Here is a 21,151-nt window from a genome sequence, read left to right on the forward strand (position 1 = left end):
AATACTAATAAACCTGTAAAAAGTTTCGACTTATTTCCTTGGGATACATCCCCAATAAAAGAGGTTCTTTTTGTAAGAAAAAGACTTGATAATTTCCTGATAGTGTAAAGTTTTATCATAAAGCAAAATATTTAATGTAGTAAATTTAAATCAAAACTTGCTGACTACCAAATAAAAAGCTATAAAATTTAAAAAAAAAGCAACTTTCATCGGATTTAAACGCTTTTTGTCGATTATTTTTATATTTGTTAGATGTTCTAAGTTCATTTTTTATATTTGTTAGATGTATTTTTATATAGTAAAATATAGAAAATTTCTAAATAATAAATAATTTTTATAAAAATATAAATAGATGAAAATCAATTATTTAATTTTATTATTTCTTGTAGGAATAACTTCGCAAGCACAAATGTATGTGAGTCCTAATTCGTATATGTTTGTAAACGATCAATATGTCTATGTAACTGGAAATGTAGAACTTAATGCCGCAACAAGTAATGTTTATTTGCGTAATAACTCGCAATTATTACAAGGAACAACTGTGGTAAACGGTGCCAATACAGGTTTGGGTGCCTTGTCTGTTTTTCAGGAAGGTACTGTAAATAATTATCAGTATAACTATTGGTGTTCTCCTGTGGGTGGTTCTCTTGCAGTGGCAGGAAATTCTGCTTTTGGGATTACACAATTGGGTATTCCGAGTATAAATTTAGATACTCGCTCTTTTACAGCTGCAACAATATTGCCGATAGGGAATTATAATGGTGTTTCTGCAAATGGAGCACTAAGCATAGCGCCATATTGGATTTGGAAATATATAACAAGAACTGCGTACGACCCAGGAGGGCCTACAGGTTGGATTCATGTACGTAATCTTTCTACACTTCTTCCAGGAGAAGGTTTTACTATGAAAGGGACAAGTGGAGCTGATACTTTTACTCCATTTACTGGATCTGGAGCAAATAATGCTGGAAGTGCACAACGATACGATTATAGAGGAAAACCAAATGATGGAACTATAAATGTTTCAACAACAGCTGGAACACAAACCCTTACAGGAAACCCATATCCTAGTGCAATAGATATGAATTTGTTTCTAACTGATCCAACTAATACAGCATTAATAGATGGAAATGCTTTGTATTGGGAGCATGATAAAACGGTTAACTCGCATCTTATAGTATCATATAGAGGTGGTTATGGAGTATATAATGGAACAACTAGTATTTATACACCAGCAACTTTCTATGCATATGATGGTGCAGGAACTCAATTAGGTTCGGTTGGAGCTGGTTCGGCATATCAAAGACGTTTTGCTCCAATTGGACAAGGATTTATGGTAAGAGGAACTGCAACTGGAACTGCGCAACTAAAAAATACACATAGAGTTTTTAGGAGAGAAGGAATTCCTACAAACTCTCAATTTGAAAGATCAGCTCAAAGTAATCTTATCGATTATGGTTTTTATGAAGCAATTCCTAATGTAGCGGGAATTGATTATACACAAATTAGTAAAGCGCCAACACCACATATTGTAATTAATACGTTACTTAACAATCAAGGGGTTAGACAAATGTCTTTAGCGTTTATGCCTACTGCAATTGACGGAGTTGATAGAGCCGATGCAAGATCTGCTGATGTAGATGCAAATTTGCCTTTTGATACCTATTTTGCTTTAGATAATACTGAGTATGCACAAACAACAACTAGTTTTGATATTACTAAAAAATTTCCTGTTGGATTTAAAAACAATGCTCCAGCAACATTTAGAGTAAAAGTGGCTGAATTTGTTAATTTTTCTGGTGCAGAGAATGTTTATTTGCACGACAAAACAACAGATTTGTATCACGATATAAAAAATGCTGAGTATGAGTTTTCTATGCCTATTGGTGTGAATAATGATAGATTTGAAATTACTTTTCAAAATCAAGTACTTAGTACAAATGAAAACATAGCGGATAACTTTACTGTTTTTCAAAATAATGAAAATAGTATTCTAACTATCAAAAATCCAAAAGCAATGCCATTACAAACTTTTGTGTTGTATGATATTTCTGGGAAAACAATATTGTCTAAAACTAACTTAGGTTCGAATTTAAGTTATGAGTACAGTACTTCGGGTTTAAGCGAAGGTGTTTATATTGTGAAACTAACTACCGAAACAAATCAAGTAGTGGCTAAAAAAGTTTCTATTTTTAATAAAAAATAAAGGTTAATTCTATATTAAAATCAAAGCAGTCTTCGGACTGCTTTTTTTGTTTGCAGTTTTTAAAGTATTTTTGTGCGAAAGATGGATACAATCAATCAAAATATTAAAACTTCTAATCCAACAATTACACTTTCTATAAAGCGAGAGGATCTGTTGCATCCGTTTGTTTCGGGGAATAAATTCAGAAAATTAAAGTATAATATTCTTGAAGCAAAAGAACTTAATCATCACTTGCTTGTTACTTTTGGTGGAGCTTTTTCAAATCATATTGCAGCGGTTGCATTTGCTTGTCACGAAGCTGGAATAGAATCGGTTGGAATAATAAGAGGTGATGAATTAGAAGGTAAAATTCTAGAGAATCCCACTTTGCAATTTGCACAAAATTGTGGAATGAAGTTTGAGTTTGTTTCCCGTGACGTTTATCAAAACAAAGCATCGGATGATTTTGCTTATCAATTAGAAAAGAAATATGGAAGGCATTATTTGCTCCCAGAAGGAGGAACAAATGAATTGGCTATAAAAGGATGTGAAGAAATTTTAACAAATCAAGATGCTGAGTTTGATTATATTTGTTGTTCGGTAGGAACTGGAGGTACAATTTCGGGAATTATAAATAGAGTAAATGAGAATCAAAAAATTTTAGGCTTTCCAGCTTTGAAAGGTGATTTTTTGAAAGATGAAATTCGTAAGTTTGCAAATAATAATAATTGGGAATTGATTACTGATTATCATTTTGGAGGATATGCAAAAGTAACCAACGAGTTAGTCAATTTTATCAATCGATTTTATGAGGACACTAAAATTCCTTTAGATCCCGTTTATACAGGTAAAATGGTTTACGGTGTATTGGATTTAATTAGCAAAAATTACTTCCCAAACGGATCCAAGATTTTGATGATTCATACTGGAGGATTGCAAGGAATTTCAGGGATGAATCACTTATTAGAAAAGAAAAAAATGAATAAAATAATTTTTGATGTATAAAATAGTCTTATTTATAGTATTGTCAATAGTTGTAGGTTGTGGAACTTCAAAATCGAAAGTACAATCTAAAAAAAGTGTTGTTACAACTCAGAAGACTATCAATAAACAAAAGGTTGAAAAAGCTGAAGAGAATGCTATTGAGAAAACTGAAAAAGTTGTTCAAAAAGTAACTGCTGTAGAACCCAAAACCGAAACTCTTGAAGCCACATCAAAAATAAAAGTAACAACTGAAATAGTATTGAATTATATTTCTAGATTTAAAGAAATTGCAAAAGAAAATATGATTAAAGATGGAATTCCTGCAAGTATCACGTTAGCACAAGGAATTCTAGAATCAGGAGCTGGAACTGGAGATTTGAGCCTTCAGGCAAACAATCATTTTGGGATAAAATGTCATAAAGAATGGACAGGAGCAAGTGTAAAACATGATGATGATGCACTGCAAGAATGTTTTAGAAAATACGAACATCCAGAAGAATCGTATCGAGATCATTCTTACTTTTTAACCAGTAGAGCTTGGTATAAACCACTATTTTCATTACCTAAAAATGATTATAAAGCTTGGGCACGTGGACTCAAAAAATCAGGTTATGCAACTGATGTAAAATATCCAGACAAACTAATTGGTCTTATCGAAAAATATCAATTGCAACAGTATGATGCAGAGGTTTTAGGTACTGAATTTGTTCCTTCATCAAAAGTGGAAAAAGGAAAAAGTACTCTAGAAATTACTGAGCAATATGTCGTTATAAAAGGAGATACATTATATTCAATTTCGAAGAAATTTAATATTACTGTTGATGAATTAAAAAAGAAAAATAATATTACAGATAATTCATTGTCACTTGGACAAAGTTTGAATATCAAGTAATCTAATATCTAAAATATAAATGTTGTACCAACGAAGTAGTCAGCTTTTTGTAGAAGCCGAAAAAGTAATACCAGGAGGAGTAAATTCGCCAGTAAGAGCATTCAAATCAGTAGGAGGAACTCCAATATTTGCTAAAAGTGCCAAAGGAGCTTATGTATATGATGAAGATGGAAACAAATTTATAGATTATATAAATTCTTGGGGACCAATGATTCTAGGACACGCCTATGAACCAGTAGTTGCTGCTGTGATTGAAAAAGCGAAACTAGGAACGTCATTTGGGATGCCAACTGAGTTAGAAACGGAAATTGCAAAATTAGCAGTTTCCATGGTTCCAAATATTGACAAGATTCGTTTTGTAAACTCTGGTACCGAAGCTTGTATGAGTGCGATTCGATTGGCTCGTGGATTTACTAAGAGAGATAAAATCATCAAATTTGCAGGTTGTTATCACGGACATTCCGATTCTTTTTTGATACAAGCGGGAAGTGGTGCAATAACTTTTGGTTCACCAAACAGTCCTGGAGTAACATCTGGAACCGCAAAAGATACATTGTTAGCAGATTACAATGATATTCAAAATGTAAAAGCATTATTTGATGCCAATAAAAATGAAATTGCAGCTATAATTATCGAACCAGTTGCAGGAAACATGGGCTGTATTCCACCTCAAAAAGGATTTTTAGAAGGTTTACAGCAACTTTGTAGCGAAAACGGAGCATTGCTAATTTTCGATGAAGTTATGACTGGATTTCGATTGGCTAAAGGTGGTGTTCAAGAATTATTTAATGTGAATGCCGATATTGTTTGCTTTGGGAAAGTAATAGGTGGCGGATTGCCGGTTGGTGCTTTTGCAGCTCGAAACGAAATCATGAATTATCTTGCGCCACTTGGACCAGTATATCAGGCAGGAACATTGTCTGGAAACCCATTAGCAATGGCAGCAGGATTAGTGATGTTGAAATCTTTGAATGAAGATCAACAAGTTTTTAAACGATTAGAAGAAAAAACGGCTTATTTAGAAAAAGGAATTGCAAAAGTATTGACTTCTAATAATGTGACACATACAATTAACAGAGTAGGTTCTATGATTTCTGTGCATTTTGATGCTAACCCAGTTTTCGATTTTCAAACAGCTAAAAACGGCGATAACGAAACTTTCAAGAAGTTTTTTCACGGTTTGCTAAAAGAAGGAGTTTATATTGCGCCTTCTGCTTATGAAACTTGGTTTATTTGTGATGCGTTAACGTATGAAGATTTAGATTATACAATTCGTGCTATAGATAAGGTTTCAAAAAGCTTATAAAACAAAAAAAGGACGATATAATCGTCCTTTTTTACTTTATTGTTTAAGATAAATATTAATGAGTTAATCTCTCATATACACCTTTAGCTTCTATTTCTTTTATTTGATCATCACTTAATGTAGCTCTTAACTTTGCATCAATGATTTTATAAACTTCTTGCTTTTCATTTTCAGTAATATTTTCTTTAGAAAGCATTTTATGTTTCGTAATAAAAAGCTGATTCAAATTAGTAAATAAATCAGGATTAGCACTAATATCTATTGTTTTAGATAATTCATGAAGATTCTGTTTTGCAGCCGCTTCAGGGCTTTCTTGTTTTTTCTCAATTTTCTTTTCAGTTTGAGCATTTGCGCTTAAAGAGAAAGCAAAAAACAAGACAAATATTGCAATAATTTTTTTCATAATAGTTTTAGTTTTGATATAATTGAAACCAAATCTAAACATTTTTTTTTAATAACCAAAAATTATTCTGAAACTTCACTTTTTGCTTTGTTTTTTTGTTTGTGATTCTTTTTCATTTTTTTTACATGAGATTTTCTCTTTTCTTTATTAGCTTCCCATTTTGCCATTTGATCCGAATTCAGAATTTTTTTCATTTTAGCTTTCGTTTCAATTTGAGAATCTAACATTTTACTTTTCATTTCAAATTTCTCATTAGCAGTCAAAGGTTTTTTAGCTTCTTTTCTTGCTTTCATTTCAGCTTTTTTGGCTTCCATTTTTGTAGCTTGTTCAGCAATAATTGGTGCAATTTCTTTTTGTTGTGAAGCTGTTAAATCTAAGTTTAACGTCATTTCTTTTAGCTGTAAAGCATTTCTTTGTTCTACAGACAATTTTTCTGTTGCTTCTCTTTTTCCAGATGCTTTTTCTTGTGCAATTCCTGCTAACGAAAGAGTAGTAATTAATGCTAGTGTAAAAATTAATTTTTTCATGATATCTTTTTTAAGTTATATCATTAAGACAAGAAACAAATGAAAAGGTTTAATGCAAACAAAAAAAATCTGCCCGAAAGCAGATTTGTATTTTTTAAACTAGTTATAAAGTTAGTTTAGAACAGCAATTTTTGCATCACCATCTACTACCACTTTCATTAATCCGTGTTTGCTAAGACCTTTACTGGCAGCGTCCCATTTTTTACCGCTCAAAGCTGATTTTTCTTTCAAATCAGAAATAGAAATCCCTTCATTAACTTTTAAAACTTCAACAATCCATTTTTCATCTTCAGTAAGTTCCAATTGTTTTTTCTCAGGTCTCATTTGTGGGAAAAACAATACTTCCTGAATAGAAGCATTATTAGTCAAAAACATGATAAGTCTGTCCATACCAATTCCCATTCCAGATGTTGGAGGCATTCCGTATTCTAAGGCACGAAGAAAATCTTCATCAATAACACCATTAGCTTCATCGTCACCTTTTTCGGAAAGTTTCATTTGATGTTCAAAACGTTCGCGTTGGTCTATCGGGTCATTTAATTCAGAATACGCATTGGCAATTTCTTTACCACAAACCATCAACTCAAAACGTTCGGTTAAATCTGGATTGTCACGATGCATTTTGCACAATGGTGACATTTCTTTTGGATAATCAGTAATAAAGGTTGGTTGGATATAATTTCCTTCGCATTTGGCTCCAAAAATCTCATCAATCAATTTTCCTTTACCCATCGTTTCATCAACATCAATTCCCATGCCTTTTGCAGCGCTAAAAAGTTCTGCTTCACTTTTGCCAGAAATATCAAAACCAGCAAAATCGATAATCGCTTGAGTCATTGTAACCCTAGCGTATGGTGCTTTGAAACTTATTTTGTGTTCACCAAAAATTACTTCGCTATTATCATTTACAGCAATAGCGCAATGTTCTAGCAAATTTTCAGCAAATTCCATCATCCAATTGTAGTCTTTGTAAGCTACATAAATTTCCATGGCTGTAAATTCAGGATTGTGCGTTCTGTCCATTCCTTCATTACGAAAATTTTTAGAAAACTCATACACACCATCAAAACCACCTACAATTAACCTTTTTAAGTATAATTCGTTCGCAATTCGCATGTACAAAGGCATATCTAAACTGTTATGATGCGTGATAAACGGACGAGCCGCAGCGCCACCAGCAATAGATTGTAAAACAGGAGTTTCTACTTCCATGTAACCACTTTCATTAAAAAAGTTTCGCATGGCAGTAAACAACTTCGTTCTTTTTACAAAAACTTCTTTCACTTGCGGATTGACCACAAGATCCACATAACGCATTCTATATCGCAATTCAGGATCGTTAAATGCATCGTGAATATTGCCATCTTCATCAGTTTTTGGTAATGGTAACGGACGCAAAGTTTTACTTAGAAAAGTAAAATTATCAACTCTGACACATTGAGCGCCAACCTTTGTCATAAACAATTCACCTTCCACGCCAATAAAATCACCTAAATCGGTTAGTTTTTTAAAAACCTGATTGTACAACGTTTTGTCATCGCCTTCGCAAATCACATCACGGTTAAAGTACAATTGTATTCTGCCTTCGCTATCCTGTAACTCAGCAAAAGAAGCCTTCCCTTGATCTCTCACACTCATCAAACGACCAGCAAGAGTTACCTTTTTACCTTCTTCAAAATTTCCTTTAACCTGTTTCGAAGTGTGGTTTACAGGAAATAAATCTGCAGGATAAGGGTTTATTCCTAGTTGGCGTAAAGCGTTTAGTTTTTCTCTTCTAATGATTTCTTGTTCCGAAAGTTGCATGGGTAAATTTTTATTTAAGACTGCAAAGATAGAGATTAGTTGCAAAGTTTCAAAGTCACAAAGATTCAAAGTTTTTTAGGAGCTATTTCCAGCTTTCCACTACAATCTTTTTCCCTTGTTCTCGATACTCCTCGCAAAAAAGCGAGGAACTCGAACTGACAAGAAAAAGGATTTCTGTTGCAATCTGGGCTATTGTCAGCAGTGCAGTTCAAAATTTAATATTAATTATTTGGAATTCAATATTTAAAAAGTTTTAACAATGAACAGCGAATTTTTTAAAAATAACTCCAGTTAGCATTTTTCTGTGAACCTCAGAAACTTTGTGCCTTTGTATCTTTGAAACTTTGTACCTTTGTTCCTCAGAACCTCAGAACCTTTCAAAAGAAATGAACAAAACCATACAACTTCAAGATTTAGGACACAAAGACTACAAAGAAACTTGGGATTATCAGGAAAAAATATTTCAAGAAGTTCTCGATATCAAAATCAGAAATAGGAGAGAAGAACGACAAGACGAAACGCCAAATTATTTTTTGTTTGTCGAACATCCACATGTATATACTTTAGGGAAAAGTGGCGATTTTTCTAATTTGCTTTTATCAGAAAAACAACTCGAAGCAAAAGGGGCAACTTTTTACAAAATAAACAGAGGTGGCGATATTACGTATCACGGACCAGGGCAAATTGTAGGATATCCAATTCTGGATTTAGAAAATTTTTTTACCGATATTCATAAATATTTACGACTACTCGAAGAAGCAATAATTCTCACTTTAGCAGAATATAATATAATAGGTACAAGAAGCGAAGGAGAAACTGGAGTTTGGCTTGGAGTGGGAACGCCGTTTGCAAGAAAAATATGTGCTTTAGGTGTTCGCGCTTCTCGTTGGGTTACCATGCATGGGTTTGCATTGAATGTAAATGCCGATTTAGGTTATTTCGATAATATTATTCCGTGCGGTATAAAAGGTAAAGCAGTTACATCACTGAATGTAGAACTTGGTGTCGAAAAAGTAAACGAGGAAGAAGTAAAAGAAAAAATCTTAAAACATTTTTCAAATCTTTTTGAATCAACTTTCGAAAAATCTAAAATCTAAACTCAGAAATCTAAAACGGTCTGTTCTGGCAATAATCTAAAAGACATTCGGTGGTATTTTGTTACACCATATTTTCTAATGGCTTCGCGATGTTCTTTTGTAGGATAACCTTTATTTTTTTTCCAATTATACATTGGGAACTCCTCATGAATTTTATTCATATATTCATCACGGTACGTTTTTGCTAAAACCGATGCAGCGGCAATACTGATATACTTAGAGTCACCTTTTACAATACTGCTATTTGGTATAGATTGTAGTATTTCCATTTCTTTATCCGTAAATATTTTTCCAGAACACTTTTTAAAACTGTTTTTCGATAATAAAGGTCTATTTCCATCTACTATAATGTATAATGGAGCAGGATTTAACAGTAAGACACACTCTTGCATCGCTTTTAGTGAAGCATTAAGAATGTTTATTTCATCAATAATTATAGGTTCGAGGTGAGTAACGGCAAAAGAAATTGCTAATTCTTCAATGATAGGTTTTAGTTGTTCTCTAGTTTTTTCAGATAATTGCTTAGAGTCGTTTAATGATTTATTTTCAAAACCTTCAGGCAATATAATTGCTGCCGCAGTTACGGGACCAGCTAGGCAACCTCTTCCGGCCTCATCAGTGCCGGCTTCTAAATATTGTGTTAAAAAAAATGGACTTAACATTAACTTAATTTTGACAAAAATATAATTTTTAACGCAACCTTTTGCATTATTATTCATCTTCTAATCGAGTGATTATCATTCCGATTGTATTCGTGCAAATTTTTTAACTTAAATAAAATTGTAATATTCCGAAGTATTATTTGGTTATTTAAGAAATTATTAAGAAGTTTGCGGAATAACTAACTCAAATAAAATTAATATGAGATCAAAGTTCAAATGGATTTTTACGCTATTAGTAGCGTTAACTATGCAGCTTTCCTTTGCACAAGAGAAGACTGTAAAAGGTATTGTAACTGATGCAGCTGGTCCAATGCCAGGTGTAAATGTTGTAATAAAAGGCACCCAACGTGGTGTATCGACAGGTTTTGATGGAACATACTCTATCAAAGCATCTGTAGGAGAGGTTCTAGTATTTTCATTCATGGGAATGAATGATATTTCAAGAACGGTTGAATCTTCAGGGGTTATTAATGTTAAAATGCAAGATGATACGAAAGTATTGGAGACTGTAGTAGTTCAGGCTCTAGGTATCAGAAGGAGTAAAGATGCAGTTGTGTCAGCTCAAAAGCAAATTTCCAGTAAAGAGTTAACACAAGCAAACAATCCTAATGTGGTTCAATCCTTAACAGGAAAAGTGTCTGGTTTAAATGTTAGTACTACATCAAATAGTGTAGCTCCAGATATTAGAATTGTATTAAGAGGTAACAGAACAATAACTGGAGACAATCAAGCTTTAGTTGTTATCGATGGTGCGATATCTTCTGCTACGATTTTAAATCAGTTACCACCTGATGTTATAGAGAGTGTCAATGTTATCAAAGGTGCTCAAGGTGCTGCTTTGTATGGAGCTCAAGGGGTTAACGGTGTAATTATTGCTACAACTAAAAAAGGATCTAAAAAAGAAAAGTTTACTTTTGGAATTAATTCAGGTATAGATTTTGAGTCTATTGCTTTTGTTCCTAAGAGACAATTAGAGTATGGTCAAGGTTGGGCTACTGATCCAGGTTTTGAAGATCCTGCAAATCCAGGTGTGTTACCTACATTTGTACCATGGGAAAATGGTTCATGGGGACCTGCGTACAATACTCCAGGTTTTCCTTCAATGGTTCCTGTTGGTTTGCCTCAAGCAGATGGAAACTTTTTATTTACAGAATGGAAGCCTATTAAAGATAATATTAAACAATTTTTCAAAACTGGCTTGATATATCAAAACGGTTTTAACTTTAATGTTGGTGGAGCTGATTCTTATGCGTTTTTGTCTGTAAACAGACAGAACACAGATTATATGGTAGAAGGTGATAAATTAGTTAGAAACTCTTTCTTGTTTAAAGCTGGAAAAAAAGTTGGTAAATTTAATATTGATGGTAATGTAAACTACATTACTCAAAATACATCACAAGCAGATTCTAATTTATGGGATGATTTAATTCAAACTGCTTCAAATGTACCTGTTTCAAGATTTGAAAACTCTGACAACGAAAGTAACTGGACTGTTTATGCGTACAACCCTTGGTGGGCTGCTAAAAACAGAAGATCTGACGCTAAATCTAACATTATGAATGGTGTTTTAAGTTTAGGATATGATTTAACTAAAAACATTAATGTGAGTTATACTGCTAATGTTCAAGTAAGAAATGCTGAACAACAAGCATTTAATAACGGATTTGCTGATTCTGGAAGAGTGTTTAGTATTGCTCCTTACGAATATTATGGTGCAAATGTTGAAACGTATTCTGATTTAGGTGGGCAGCCAGAAACTTCGAATTTCTTTGCTAACCAATCAACTACTAGAAATATTTATGGTGATTTAATGTTTAATTTTGATTATAAATTAACTGAAAATTTAGGTTTAAGATTTAATATTGGTAATAACATTCAAGATAGAATGTTTAGAGAAACTTCTCAAGGTGGTACTAATTTAGATGTACCAGGTTTTTATCATATTTCTAATGTGTTAAGTCCACTTAATCCAACAGGATTAAGAAATGCTGGATGGGATAATAGATTAGTACGTTCAAGAATTGTTGCTGGTTTTGCTAATGTTGATTTAGCTTACAAAGATTACATGTTTTTAAATGCAACAACTCGTATTGAGCAGTCTTCTGTTGTAAAAGGTTCTTATATGTATCCTTCTGTAGGGGTTTCATTTATTCCAACAAAAGCTTTTACAGCTTTAAAAGATGGTAAAGTGTTAAATTATATGAAATTGAACGCTTCATATACGTCTGTTGGTAATACTTCGGCAGTTTTGCCTTATGAAACAAATGTAGTAACGACTATACCTCAAGGTTTTCCTTTTGGAGATTTAGCTTCATTACAATATGATAGAACACCAACAGAACTAAATATTAAACCAGAATTTGTTAATACTTTAGAATTTGGTGGTCAATTAGGTTTCTTTAATGATAGAATTACTTTAGAGGGATCTTATTATGTTGCTGAAACAAAAGACTTAATTTCTAATGTTACTGCTTCAAGAGCATCAGGTAATACAGTAGTAAAAAATAATATTGGTGATTTAGAAAATAAAGGTTTTGAAATAGATTTAGGATTAAGACCTATTTATAACGATAACTTTAAATGGGATATTAAAGCTAATTATGCTACTTTTAATACTAAAATCACTGCTTTAGGTGATGGAGCAACAAGTATCAGTTTGCAGTCAAATACTCAAGTGGGTATTTTTGCTGAAGTAGGGGAAGAATTTCCTTTAATTAAAGGTACAGCCTTTGTTAGAGACGATAACGGAAATGTTATTGTTGGTGCAAATGGATTGCCATTAAGAACGTCTACTTTTGAAAAATTAGGTAAAGGTGTTCCTGATTATATTGTTGGCTTATCAAACTCTTTTGAATATAAAGGATTAAGACTTGTTGTAGTTGCTGATTATAGAAATGGTGCTTCTGCATATTCTTTCACTAAAAATTTATTATATTTTACAGGTGGAGATTTAGATACATCAGGTTTTGATAGAACTCAAGGTTATGTTTTCCCTGGTGTAGATTCAACAGGTGCAACTAATACTATTCCTGCACAAAACAATGCGTCTTCAGCTGGTGTGTTAAACTATTTTACCACTATACACAGACAAGTTGGTGAAGCTAATGTTATCGATATGTCTGCTTTAAGAGTTAGAGAATTATCTTTAAGTTATGCATTGCCTAAAAAGATACTTGAAAAAGCAGGGTTAGGGTTAGAGTCTTTAAGATTTGGTATCAACGCTAGAAATCCATTCACATTCTTAGCTGATGGAACTTTGTTAAAAGCTAAAAATGGTTTAGAAAATAGAGGTTATGCTGATCCAGAAGCTTCAAATACTACTGGAAACTCTCAAGGTATTATTAATACTGACAGGTATCCATCTTCTAGAACTTTAGGTTTCTCAGTTAATTTAATATTCTAATAAATTTAAAGATATGAAAAAAATAAAATTTTCAATTGCAATACTGGCATTCACATTGTTTTCATGTGATCAGTATTTAGATATAAATGATAGTCCTAACGATTTGACATTTGATAAAGCAACTCCTAGTAAATTATTACCTGGAGCTGAAGTTTCTACATACAGAGTTCAAGTAGGTGCTATGAATCAGTTAGGTAACGTTTTCATGAATTCATGGACACGTAATGTCTCATCATTTGGTAATGGTTATGACAAGGAATTACAATTAATTATTGATAATGCATTTTACAATAATATTTGGGACGGTTTGTATTTAAATATAATGAATTTTCAAGCTATTATTGATTATCCAAATCCTAGCGGGAAGTATGATTATTATGTAGCTGCAGCTAAGATTTGTAAAGCACATTATATGCAGTATGTTGTTGATTTATATGGTGACGCGCCTTATTCTAAAGCATGGAAACCAGGTACTATTTCAACACCATCTTATGATGATGATTATGCTGTTTATCAAGATTTAATTGCTAATTTAGAAGATGCACGTAATTTAATTATTAATGCTGATCCAGCTGTTGCAGAGGATATTGCTCCTTTCGATGTTATGTTAGCTGGTGATATGAATGCGTGGACAGAATTTGCAAACACAATACAATTAAGAATGTGTTTACGTATGTCAAAAGCAACAGGTGCTGTTGGTACTTTCAGAGATACTAAATTAAACGACATTGCTGGTGGACCTTTTTTAAGTGCTAATGTGACTATAAATCCTGGATTCAGTAATGCAAATGATGATCAGGCTTCACCTGGATTCAATACTTATGCTATTGATGCATCTGGTACAGCAAGACAAAACAGAACATTTATTGCACAAACTGCACACGTTTATAAAGCGATGGCAACTTATGCTAATACAAACTATCCTGCTGCAGGTTCACAAGAAATCATTGCAGGTTCTGGAGTGTTTTATCCAAATGTAACAGATGCAAGAAGAGCTAGATTGTTTACTAATGGAGTTGGTGCAACTGGACCTAGAGGTGTTGAGCAAGGTAATTCTTTTGTTACTGTTGGTCCTCCATCATTAACTTATCCTGGAACTCCTTCTCGTTTAGGTATAGCTGGAAACTTTAATATGTATTTAGAACATCCAGGTGGTACTTTAGCTGATTATAATACTGGTTCGGGTTATATTATGACTGTTTACGAGTCTTATTTCTTACAAGCTGAAGCTGCATTACGTTACCCTTCATTATTTTCTAATGCACAAGGTAATTTTAATTCAGGTGTAACTGAAAGTTTTACTTCTCGTGGTGCTACTATCGGGACTTATTTGACTACTGTGAATGCGACCAAACCTAATTTTGGGTTTAATGTTGCAAATACTTTTAATCAAAATTTGCATGCAATTATGTATCAAAAATGGGTTGCATTAATGGGACACCATGGTATTGAGTCTTTTATAGATTACAATAGAACAGGTTTTCCTTTAACACCACTTTCATTAACAGCTACGCAAGCAAATAAACCTTACAGATTGTCATATCCTGTTTCTGAATATATTGCTAATGCAGCTAATGTATTACCTTTATCTAATTCAGATATATTTACAATCAATAGTAAATCACCTTTCTGGTTACAATAATGAATTAAAATATTCTAAATATTTTAAAAAGGGCTACCATTGGTAGCCCTTTTTTTATATACTACTTTGTGATTAGTAATTACAATTGTGTATTTTTGCAATACAGTTTAGTATATGAAGCACTTATTTACATTTTTATTATTCGTTCTTACTTTAAGCACTTTTGCCCAAGTTGATGATATTTTACCCACAAATAAAAACGACACCATAAAAAAGTCGTTACGTGATAAACCTAAGGAGAATCCGAAAGCACCTATAAATATGTATCGCATTGTTACTCTAGAGAGAGATACAACTTACGTAGATACCTCATTAACGATTTATAAGGAGTATAAATTTAATCATTTAAGAAAAGACAATTTTGGACTTTTGCCATTTGCTAATGACGGACAAACCTATAACACTTTAGATTTTGGTTTAAACAATCCTACTACTTTACCAGAATTTGGTTTCAAAGCAAAGCATTTTAATTATAGTAATGTAAAAGACATCAATTACTATTCAGTAGCGACACCAATTACCGAGTTGTATTTTAAAACAGTATTGGAACAAGGACAATCTGTAGATGCCTTTATAACCTTAAACACTTCCGAGCAACTTAATTTTTCTATTGCTTACAAGGGATTACGTTCTTTAGGAAAATATGTGAATTCGTTGTCTAGCTCAGGAAATTTTAGATTTACAACTAGTTATTACTCAAAAAACAAACGATATCTTGCTAATTTTCATTACGTGAGTCAAGATGTGTTAAATGGAGAAAACGGAGGTGTTTCTAATCTTTCTGATTTCGAGTCTGGTAATTCTCAGTTTAAACAGCGATCACGATTAGACGTTTATTTTGAAGATGCAAATTCAATTCTAAAAGGGAAAAGATATTTTTTAGACCATTCTTATAGAGTCAATGCAAAAGATAGCGAAAATAATATAGCTATAAACCATCAGTTTAGTTTCGAAACAAAGATTTTTGAATTTAACAGTAAAACTGCTATCGAAAGATTTGGTAATGGATACGTGACTTCCAATTATTTTGATGTGACGAAAAACAATATAGCCTATAACAAATTAGGAGCTGGTTTTTCGAATAAAACTGTTGGTAGGTTTAATTTTTTTATAGAAAATTACCAATATAATTATCTGTATAACAGAGTTTTATTGTTTAGTAATGCAATCGCAATTCCAAATTTAAATAATGACAAACTCAATGCTGTTGGCGGAATATACTCATACTCTAAAAACAAACTAAAAGGAGAAGCTTTGTTTTCAAAATCAATTTCGAAACAGACTTTTTCAACTTTAGATATTTCTGCTCAATATAAATGGAACGAAAAAAATAATTTTTCTGCACAATATTTAAACCAAAGTAAAGTCCCAGATTTAAATTATACTTTGTACCAAAGTAGTTTTGTAAGCTACAATTGGTACACTAATTTTAATAATGAAAAAATTAATACAATTAAGCTAAAAGCCAACACACAATGGCTAAATGCAGAAGCTCAAATAACTAGTTTAAATGATTATTTGTATTTTAGTGATGACGACACATCGGATACTATTATTATCTCAACTCCAAAACAATACAATAAAACTATAAATTATCTGTCGGTAAAAATTAGCAAAGAACTTAAATTCAGAAAGTTTGCACTAGATAATACAATCTTATTTCAGCAAGTTTCTCAGGAGGCTAATATTCTAAATGTACCAAAATTAGTAACCAGAAACACATTGTATTTCTCTGATTATGTATTCAAAAAAGCTATGTTTTTACAAACTGGGATAACTTTTCAGGCGTTTACTAAATATTATGGTAACGATTATAATCCATTAATTGGAGAGTTTTACGTTCAAGAAAAATCAAAAATTGGTGATTTTCCACTTGTCGATTTTTTCATCAATGCACGTGTACGCCAAGCAAGAATTTTCCTTAAAGCGGAGCATCTAAACTCAAGTTTCACGGGACGAAACTATTATGCAGCACCCAATTATCCGTACAAAGATTTCATTATTCGTTTTGGCTTAGTTTGGACATTTTTTCAATAAAAAAGTAATTAAATTTAAAGTTTGGGCGTGACTCTCGTCTCCCGATAACTCGGGACCCTCAAGTCGGGCTATCCGTTACAATCTCCCGAAGAAAAATCGGGAGGATTTCCACTGCTATCCCTCACGCGGAAACAAGAATGCCTGACACCCACTGGCTGTCCTCCTTTTAATTTCACCCGAGCGATAGCGAACTGGCGAAGCAAATCTCACGCAAACAACATTACATTTCACAATTATAATTCTAATATGTATATTTGCATCAAAATTTATTAGGTGTAATTTTATAATGAACACCTAGAACCTAATACCCAATACCAAAAAGTAATGAAATATTCAGAAAACATACTAGGAACTATAGGGAATACGCCTTTAGTACGATTAAATAGAATAGCTAAAGACGTAAACGCCTTAGTTCTTGCTAAAGTAGAAACCTTCAATCCAGGGAATTCTGTAAAAGACAGAATGGCCGTAAAAATGATAGAAGACGCTGAAGCAGATGGTCGCCTAAAACCAGGAGGAACAATCATAGAAGGAACTTCAGGAAATACAGGAATGGGATTGGCACTTGTGGCAATCGTAAAAGGATACAAGCTAATTTGTGTAATTTCAGACAAACAATCTAAAGAAAAAAGTGATATTCTTCGTGCTGTAGGAGCAAAAGTAATTGTTTGTCCTACAGATGTAGAGCCAACAGATCCAAGATCTTATTATTCAGTATCTAAAAAACTGGGAGAAGAAACCCCAAATTCTTGGTATGTAAATCAATACGATAATCCAAGTAACTCTATAGCGCATTACGAACAAACTGGACCAGAAATTTGGGAACAAACCGAAGGAAAAATTACGCATTTTGTGGTTGGAGTAGGAACAGGAGGTACAATCTCTGGCGTAGGTAAATATTTAAAAGAAAAAAATCCAAATATTAAAATCTGGGGAGTAGACACATATGGTTCTGTATTCAAAAAATACCACGAAACAGGTATTTTTGACGAAAACGAAATCTATTCTTACATAACAGAAGGAATTGGAGAAGATATTTTGCCAAAAAATGTCGATTTTAGCTTAATAGATGGTTTTACAAAAGTTACCGACAAAGATGCAGCAGTTTACACACGTAAAATTGCATTAGAAGAAGGAATTTTTGTTGGAAACTCAGCTGGTTCTGCCATAAAAGGATTGTTGCAACTCAAAGAGCATTTTAAACCAGAAGATGTAGTTGTAGTTTTATTTCACGATTCAGGAAGTCGTTATGTCGGAAAAATGTTTAACGATGATTGGATGCGTGAACGTGGATTCCTTGATGAAGAAATCACAAAAGCCGAAGACGTAATCAAAGATCATATTGACAAACCATTAGTAATTGTTCGTACCGAAGAATTGGTTTCTCATGCTATCGAGCGTATGCGTAAATATAAAATATCGCAAATTCCAGTAATAGATATAAATGGATTTGTAGGTTCAGTAGACGAATCAGATTTGTTTAGAATTTATGTAGAAGACAAAAACATTTCCGAAAAACCTATTCGTGAAGTAATGGGAAAACCATATCCTATTGTAAAAGCAGGAACTGCTATCGAAGATGTATCGAAACTTTTCACTAAAGAAAATCAAGCAGTTTTAGTCGATTTAGGAAACGGTAATCACCATATAATTACTAAATACGATATTATAGGTTCTATATAATATTTCTTTGACACGAATTTCAATAATTACACCGATTCCTTTTGTGTAAATTATTGAAATTCGTGTTTTTTTATTACTTTAGTCTTTCATTTACAAGCCTATAAATTAGTTATAATGAAAGAAGATTTTCTCCACTACATCTGGCAATACAAGAAGTTTGATTTTACCAATTTAAAAACCACTTCAGGAGATAATGTATCAATTAGTAATGTTGGAAATTTCACACAACTTGCAGGTCCAGATTTTTTTAACGCACAAATAGAAATTGCTGACCAGAAATGGGCTGGAAATGTCGAAATTCATATCAAATCTTCCGATTGGTATCTTCACAATCACGAGAGAGATAATAATTATGATTCAGTAATACTTCATGTAGTTTGGGATCACGATGCAACTATTTTTAGGAAAGATAATTCAGAAATTCCTGTTCTAGAGCTTAAAAGTTATGTTTCTCAGGATTTAGTTGATCAATATGAAAAACTAAAAGCTACAAAATCATGGATTTATTGTGAAAATGAAATAAAAAATATTCCAAAATTTGTTTTCAAAAATTGGCAAGAACGATTGTTTTTCGAACGACTAGAAAGAAAATCGTTGCCAATAGAAAATATACTTTTAGAAACTCAAAACGATTGGGAAGCTGCTTTCTTTTGCTTATTAGCAAAGAATTTTGGTTTGAACACAAATGGAGAATCATTTTTAAAAATTGCACAATCTATTCCGTTTTCAATCATTCGCAAAGAAACTTTTGAAGTAGAAAACCTTGAAGCCATTTTGTTTGGAAGATCTAATTTATTAGAATCCGACAAAGAAGACAATTACTATAAAGATTTGAAATTTCGCTGGAATTACATTCAAAATAAATACCAATTAGAAGAGGTTTTTATAAATTCTGTTCAGTTTTTTAAGCATCGCCCAGATAATTTTCCAACTATAAGATTATCTCAATTAGCAAATTTGTACCACAGGCATCAAAACTTATTCTCTAAAGTAATTAGCGCAAAAAGTATCGAAGAAATATATCAAATCTTTCAGATTTCAGTCTCAGAATATTGGCAAACACATTACAATTTTGATAAAGTGAGTTCTAAGAAAACGAAACTTTTATCCCAATCATTTATCGATTTACTTATCATAAATACAATAATTCCTTTTCGTTTTGCGTACGAAAAAAGTTTAGGCAAAGAAACATCAGAAGAGAATGTTGAGTTTTTAGAACAAATTACTGCTGAGAAAAATGCAATTATCGACAAATTTAAATCAGTTGGAATTACATCAAAAAATGCATTTGAAACACAATCATTATTACAACTCAAAAACGAATATTGTAATAAAAATAAATGCTTGCAATGTGCCGTTGGATTAGAACTACTCAAAAATTAGATAATTAGATTTTTAAACTTCTTAGGTAATTAGATTGCTAGATTTTTTTGTAGTTTTACAAAACAAATAAACGAATACACAAATAACCGATTAACCAAAAATGAGATTCGTTCTAAAATTAAAATATTTTTTCGAAAAACAAGGTTTTCATATAGCTTCTCGTCTGGCAGATAGATTAGGAATGCGTGCAAACAGTGTGCGTTTGTTTTTTATTTATATTTCGTTTGTAACAGCAGGATTATGGTTTGGAGTGTATTTAACATTAGGATTTTTAATAAAATTAAAGGATTTAGTGAGAGCTAAAAGATCTTCGGTTTTCGATTTATAGCTATGAATTTTAAGGAGTATTTCATTTTTAATAAAGAACAAAGAATTGGTTTGGCTGTTTTAGTTGGATTAATTATAACTTTGCAGTTGTTGTATTTTTTTGTTGATTTTTCAACTGCAAAAATAACTACTAAAGAAGAAGAACGATGGTTGTCGATGCAAACAGAAATTGATTCGATGAAGTCTATTGCTAATGACGATGCATATAAAATGTATCCTTTTAATCCGAATTTTATAACTGATTTCAAAGGTTACAAACTAGGAATGAAAGTAACAGAAATAGATAGACTCTTGGCTTTTAGAAAAACTAACAAATATGTAAATTCTTCGCAAGAATTTCAAAAAGTGACTAAAATTTCTGATTCACTCTTGGCTGTAATTTCTCCTTATTTCAAATTTCCGGATTGGGTTACAAACAAAAAGAATAATGAATCTTATGGGAATTCAAACTATAAAGATTTCGATAAAAAAGAGAAAATTGTAATTTTAGATATAAATAAAGCAACAAAAGAAGACTTGGTTAAAATTTACGGAATAGGAGACGGAATTTCGGACAGAATTTTGAAGCAAAAAGAAGTTTTTGGCTCCTTTGTAAGTATGGATCAAATGCAGGATATTTGGGGATTATCGCCCGAAGTAATTGCTGAGTTGAATTCTCATTTTAAAGTTTCTGGAATTGAAACTGTTAATAAAATTGACATCAATAACATTTCTATTAAAGAATTAACAAATTTTCCATATTTTAAATACGCTTTGGCTAAAGAAATTGTCACTTACAGAAGCATGAACAACGGAATTAAAAATACTGAGGATTTAA

At 32.2% G+C, this 21,151-nt stretch carries 16 protein-coding genes; 12 read left to right on the top strand and 4 right to left on the bottom strand.

Annotated elements, in window-relative coordinates; translation table 11 throughout:
- Positions 1–352: 352 nt before the first annotated feature.
- The 4 genes from ACHZC3_RS11335 (at position 353) to hemL (ending at position 5,367) form a co-directional block, all read left to right on the top strand.
- A complete protein-coding gene (locus ACHZC3_RS11335; protein ID WP_394759964.1) occupies positions 353–2,206 on the top strand; it encodes a T9SS sorting signal type C domain-containing protein in 1,854 nt (617 codons plus the stop codon).
- A gap of 81 nt (positions 2,207–2,287) precedes the next feature.
- On the top strand, positions 2,288–3,190 hold the full coding sequence (locus ACHZC3_RS11340) for a 1-aminocyclopropane-1-carboxylate deaminase/D-cysteine desulfhydrase (protein ID WP_394759965.1): 903 nt from the start codon (positions 2,288–2,290) through the stop codon (positions 3,188–3,190).
- Complete coding sequence (locus tag ACHZC3_RS11345; RefSeq protein WP_394759966.1) at positions 3,183–4,061, top strand: glucosaminidase domain-containing protein; 879 nt, start codon at positions 3,183–3,185, stop codon at positions 4,059–4,061. The genes ACHZC3_RS11340 and ACHZC3_RS11345 overlap by 8 nt, the downstream gene beginning before the upstream one ends.
- A 19-nt stretch (positions 4,062–4,080) precedes the next feature.
- Positions 4,081–5,367, top strand: coding sequence for a glutamate-1-semialdehyde 2,1-aminomutase (gene hemL, locus ACHZC3_RS11350; RefSeq protein WP_394759967.1), 1,287 nt, complete (start codon positions 4,081–4,083; stop codon positions 5,365–5,367).
- Positions 5,368–5,422: 55 nt separating this feature from the next.
- On the opposite strand, the gene ACHZC3_RS11355 is transcribed toward hemL, so the two are convergent.
- The 3 genes from ACHZC3_RS11355 to lysS all read right to left on the bottom strand — a co-directional run bounded on the left by ACHZC3_RS11355 (position 5,423) and on the right by lysS (position 8,100).
- Positions 5,423–5,770: a hypothetical protein gene (locus ACHZC3_RS11355; protein WP_394759968.1), complete on the bottom strand. Its 348-nt coding sequence runs from the start codon at positions 5,768–5,770 to the stop codon at positions 5,423–5,425.
- A gap of 62 nt (positions 5,771–5,832) precedes the next feature.
- On the bottom strand, positions 5,833–6,297 hold the full coding sequence (locus ACHZC3_RS11360) for a hypothetical protein (RefSeq protein ID WP_394759969.1): 465 nt from the start codon (positions 6,295–6,297) through the stop codon (positions 5,833–5,835).
- A gap of 111 nt (positions 6,298–6,408) precedes the next feature.
- Positions 6,409–8,100: a lysine--tRNA ligase gene (gene lysS / locus ACHZC3_RS11365; protein ID WP_394759970.1), complete on the bottom strand. Its 1,692-nt coding sequence runs from the start codon at positions 8,098–8,100 to the stop codon at positions 6,409–6,411.
- Between the two features lie 386 nt (positions 8,101–8,486).
- Between lysS and lipB the strand changes: the two genes are divergently transcribed.
- Entirely contained in the window at positions 8,487–9,197 is a 711-nt protein-coding gene (gene lipB, locus ACHZC3_RS11370; RefSeq protein ID WP_394759971.1) for a lipoyl(octanoyl) transferase LipB, read from the top strand.
- Positions 9,198–9,199: 2 nt separating this feature from the next.
- On the opposite strand, the gene ACHZC3_RS11375 is transcribed toward lipB, so the two are convergent.
- Positions 9,200–9,859, bottom strand: coding sequence for a ribonuclease HII (locus tag ACHZC3_RS11375; protein ID WP_394759972.1), 660 nt, complete (start codon positions 9,857–9,859; stop codon positions 9,200–9,202).
- Between the two features lie 199 nt (positions 9,860–10,058).
- Between ACHZC3_RS11375 and ACHZC3_RS11380 the strand changes: the two genes are divergently transcribed.
- The 7 genes from ACHZC3_RS11380 to ACHZC3_RS11410 all read left to right on the top strand — a co-directional run.
- The gene (locus tag ACHZC3_RS11380) at positions 10,059–13,262 is read left to right on the top strand and encodes a SusC/RagA family TonB-linked outer membrane protein (RefSeq protein WP_394759973.1); all 3,204 of its coding nucleotides are present in this window, start codon (positions 10,059–10,061) and stop codon (positions 13,260–13,262) included.
- Between the two features lie 13 nt (positions 13,263–13,275).
- Positions 13,276–14,904, top strand: coding sequence for a SusD/RagB family nutrient-binding outer membrane lipoprotein (locus ACHZC3_RS11385; RefSeq protein WP_394759974.1), 1,629 nt, complete (start codon positions 13,276–13,278; stop codon positions 14,902–14,904).
- Between the two features lie 114 nt (positions 14,905–15,018).
- Positions 15,019–16,941, top strand: a complete 1,923-nt coding sequence (locus tag ACHZC3_RS11390; RefSeq protein ID WP_394759975.1) for a putative porin — start codon at positions 15,019–15,021, stop codon at positions 16,939–16,941.
- Between the two features lie 324 nt (positions 16,942–17,265).
- Positions 17,266–18,624 carry a pyridoxal-phosphate dependent enzyme gene (locus ACHZC3_RS11395; RefSeq protein WP_394759976.1) on the top strand — a complete coding sequence of 453 codons (1,359 nt, stop codon included), beginning with the start codon at positions 17,266–17,268 and terminating at the stop codon, positions 18,622–18,624.
- Between the two features lie 114 nt (positions 18,625–18,738).
- The gene (locus ACHZC3_RS11400) at positions 18,739–20,007 is read left to right on the top strand and encodes a DUF2851 family protein (protein WP_394759977.1); all 1,269 of its coding nucleotides are present in this window, start codon (positions 18,739–18,741) and stop codon (positions 20,005–20,007) included.
- A 100-nt stretch (positions 20,008–20,107) separates the two neighbouring features.
- Entirely contained in the window at positions 20,108–20,335 is a 228-nt protein-coding gene (locus ACHZC3_RS11405; protein WP_394759978.1) for a PspC domain-containing protein, read from the top strand.
- Positions 20,336–20,337: 2 nt separating this feature from the next.
- On the top strand, positions 20,338–21,151 hold an 814-nt coding region (locus ACHZC3_RS11410; RefSeq protein ID WP_394759979.1), incomplete at its 3' end, for a helix-hairpin-helix domain-containing protein.

The organism is Flavobacterium sp. (assembly GCF_043720215.1).
In the GTDB taxonomy this organism is placed as follows: domain Bacteria; phylum Bacteroidota; class Bacteroidia; order Flavobacteriales; family Flavobacteriaceae; genus Flavobacterium.

Coding starts and splice junctions, on each gene's coding strand:
- ACHZC3_RS11395 (WP_394759976.1), top strand. CDS start 17,266: ATGAAATATTCAGAAAACATACTAGGAACTATAGGGAATACGCCTTTA.
- ACHZC3_RS11355 (WP_394759968.1), bottom strand. CDS start 5,770: ATGAAAAAAATTATTGCAATATTTGTCTTGTTTTTTGCTTTCTCTTTA.
- ACHZC3_RS11400 (WP_394759977.1), top strand. CDS start 18,739: ATGAAAGAAGATTTTCTCCACTACATCTGGCAATACAAGAAGTTTGAT.
- ACHZC3_RS11345 (WP_394759966.1), top strand. CDS start 3,183: ATGTATAAAATAGTCTTATTTATAGTATTGTCAATAGTTGTAGGTTGT.
- ACHZC3_RS11375 (WP_394759972.1), bottom strand. CDS start 9,859: ATGTTAAGTCCATTTTTTTTAACACAATATTTAGAAGCCGGCACTGAT.
- ACHZC3_RS11390 (WP_394759975.1), top strand. CDS start 15,019: ATGAAGCACTTATTTACATTTTTATTATTCGTTCTTACTTTAAGCACT.
- ACHZC3_RS11340 (WP_394759965.1), top strand. CDS start 2,288: ATGGATACAATCAATCAAAATATTAAAACTTCTAATCCAACAATTACA.
- ACHZC3_RS11380 (WP_394759973.1), top strand. CDS start 10,059: ATGAGATCAAAGTTCAAATGGATTTTTACGCTATTAGTAGCGTTAACT.
- hemL (WP_394759967.1), top strand. CDS start 4,081: ATGTTGTACCAACGAAGTAGTCAGCTTTTTGTAGAAGCCGAAAAAGTA.
- ACHZC3_RS11405 (WP_394759978.1), top strand. CDS start 20,108: ATGAGATTCGTTCTAAAATTAAAATATTTTTTCGAAAAACAAGGTTTT.
- ACHZC3_RS11385 (WP_394759974.1), top strand. CDS start 13,276: ATGAAAAAAATAAAATTTTCAATTGCAATACTGGCATTCACATTGTTT.
- lipB (WP_394759971.1), top strand. CDS start 8,487: ATGAACAAAACCATACAACTTCAAGATTTAGGACACAAAGACTACAAA.
- ACHZC3_RS11360 (WP_394759969.1), bottom strand. CDS start 6,297: ATGAAAAAATTAATTTTTACACTAGCATTAATTACTACTCTTTCGTTA.
- ACHZC3_RS11335 (WP_394759964.1), top strand. CDS start 353: ATGAAAATCAATTATTTAATTTTATTATTTCTTGTAGGAATAACTTCG.
- lysS (WP_394759970.1), bottom strand. CDS start 8,100: ATGCAACTTTCGGAACAAGAAATCATTAGAAGAGAAAAACTAAACGCT.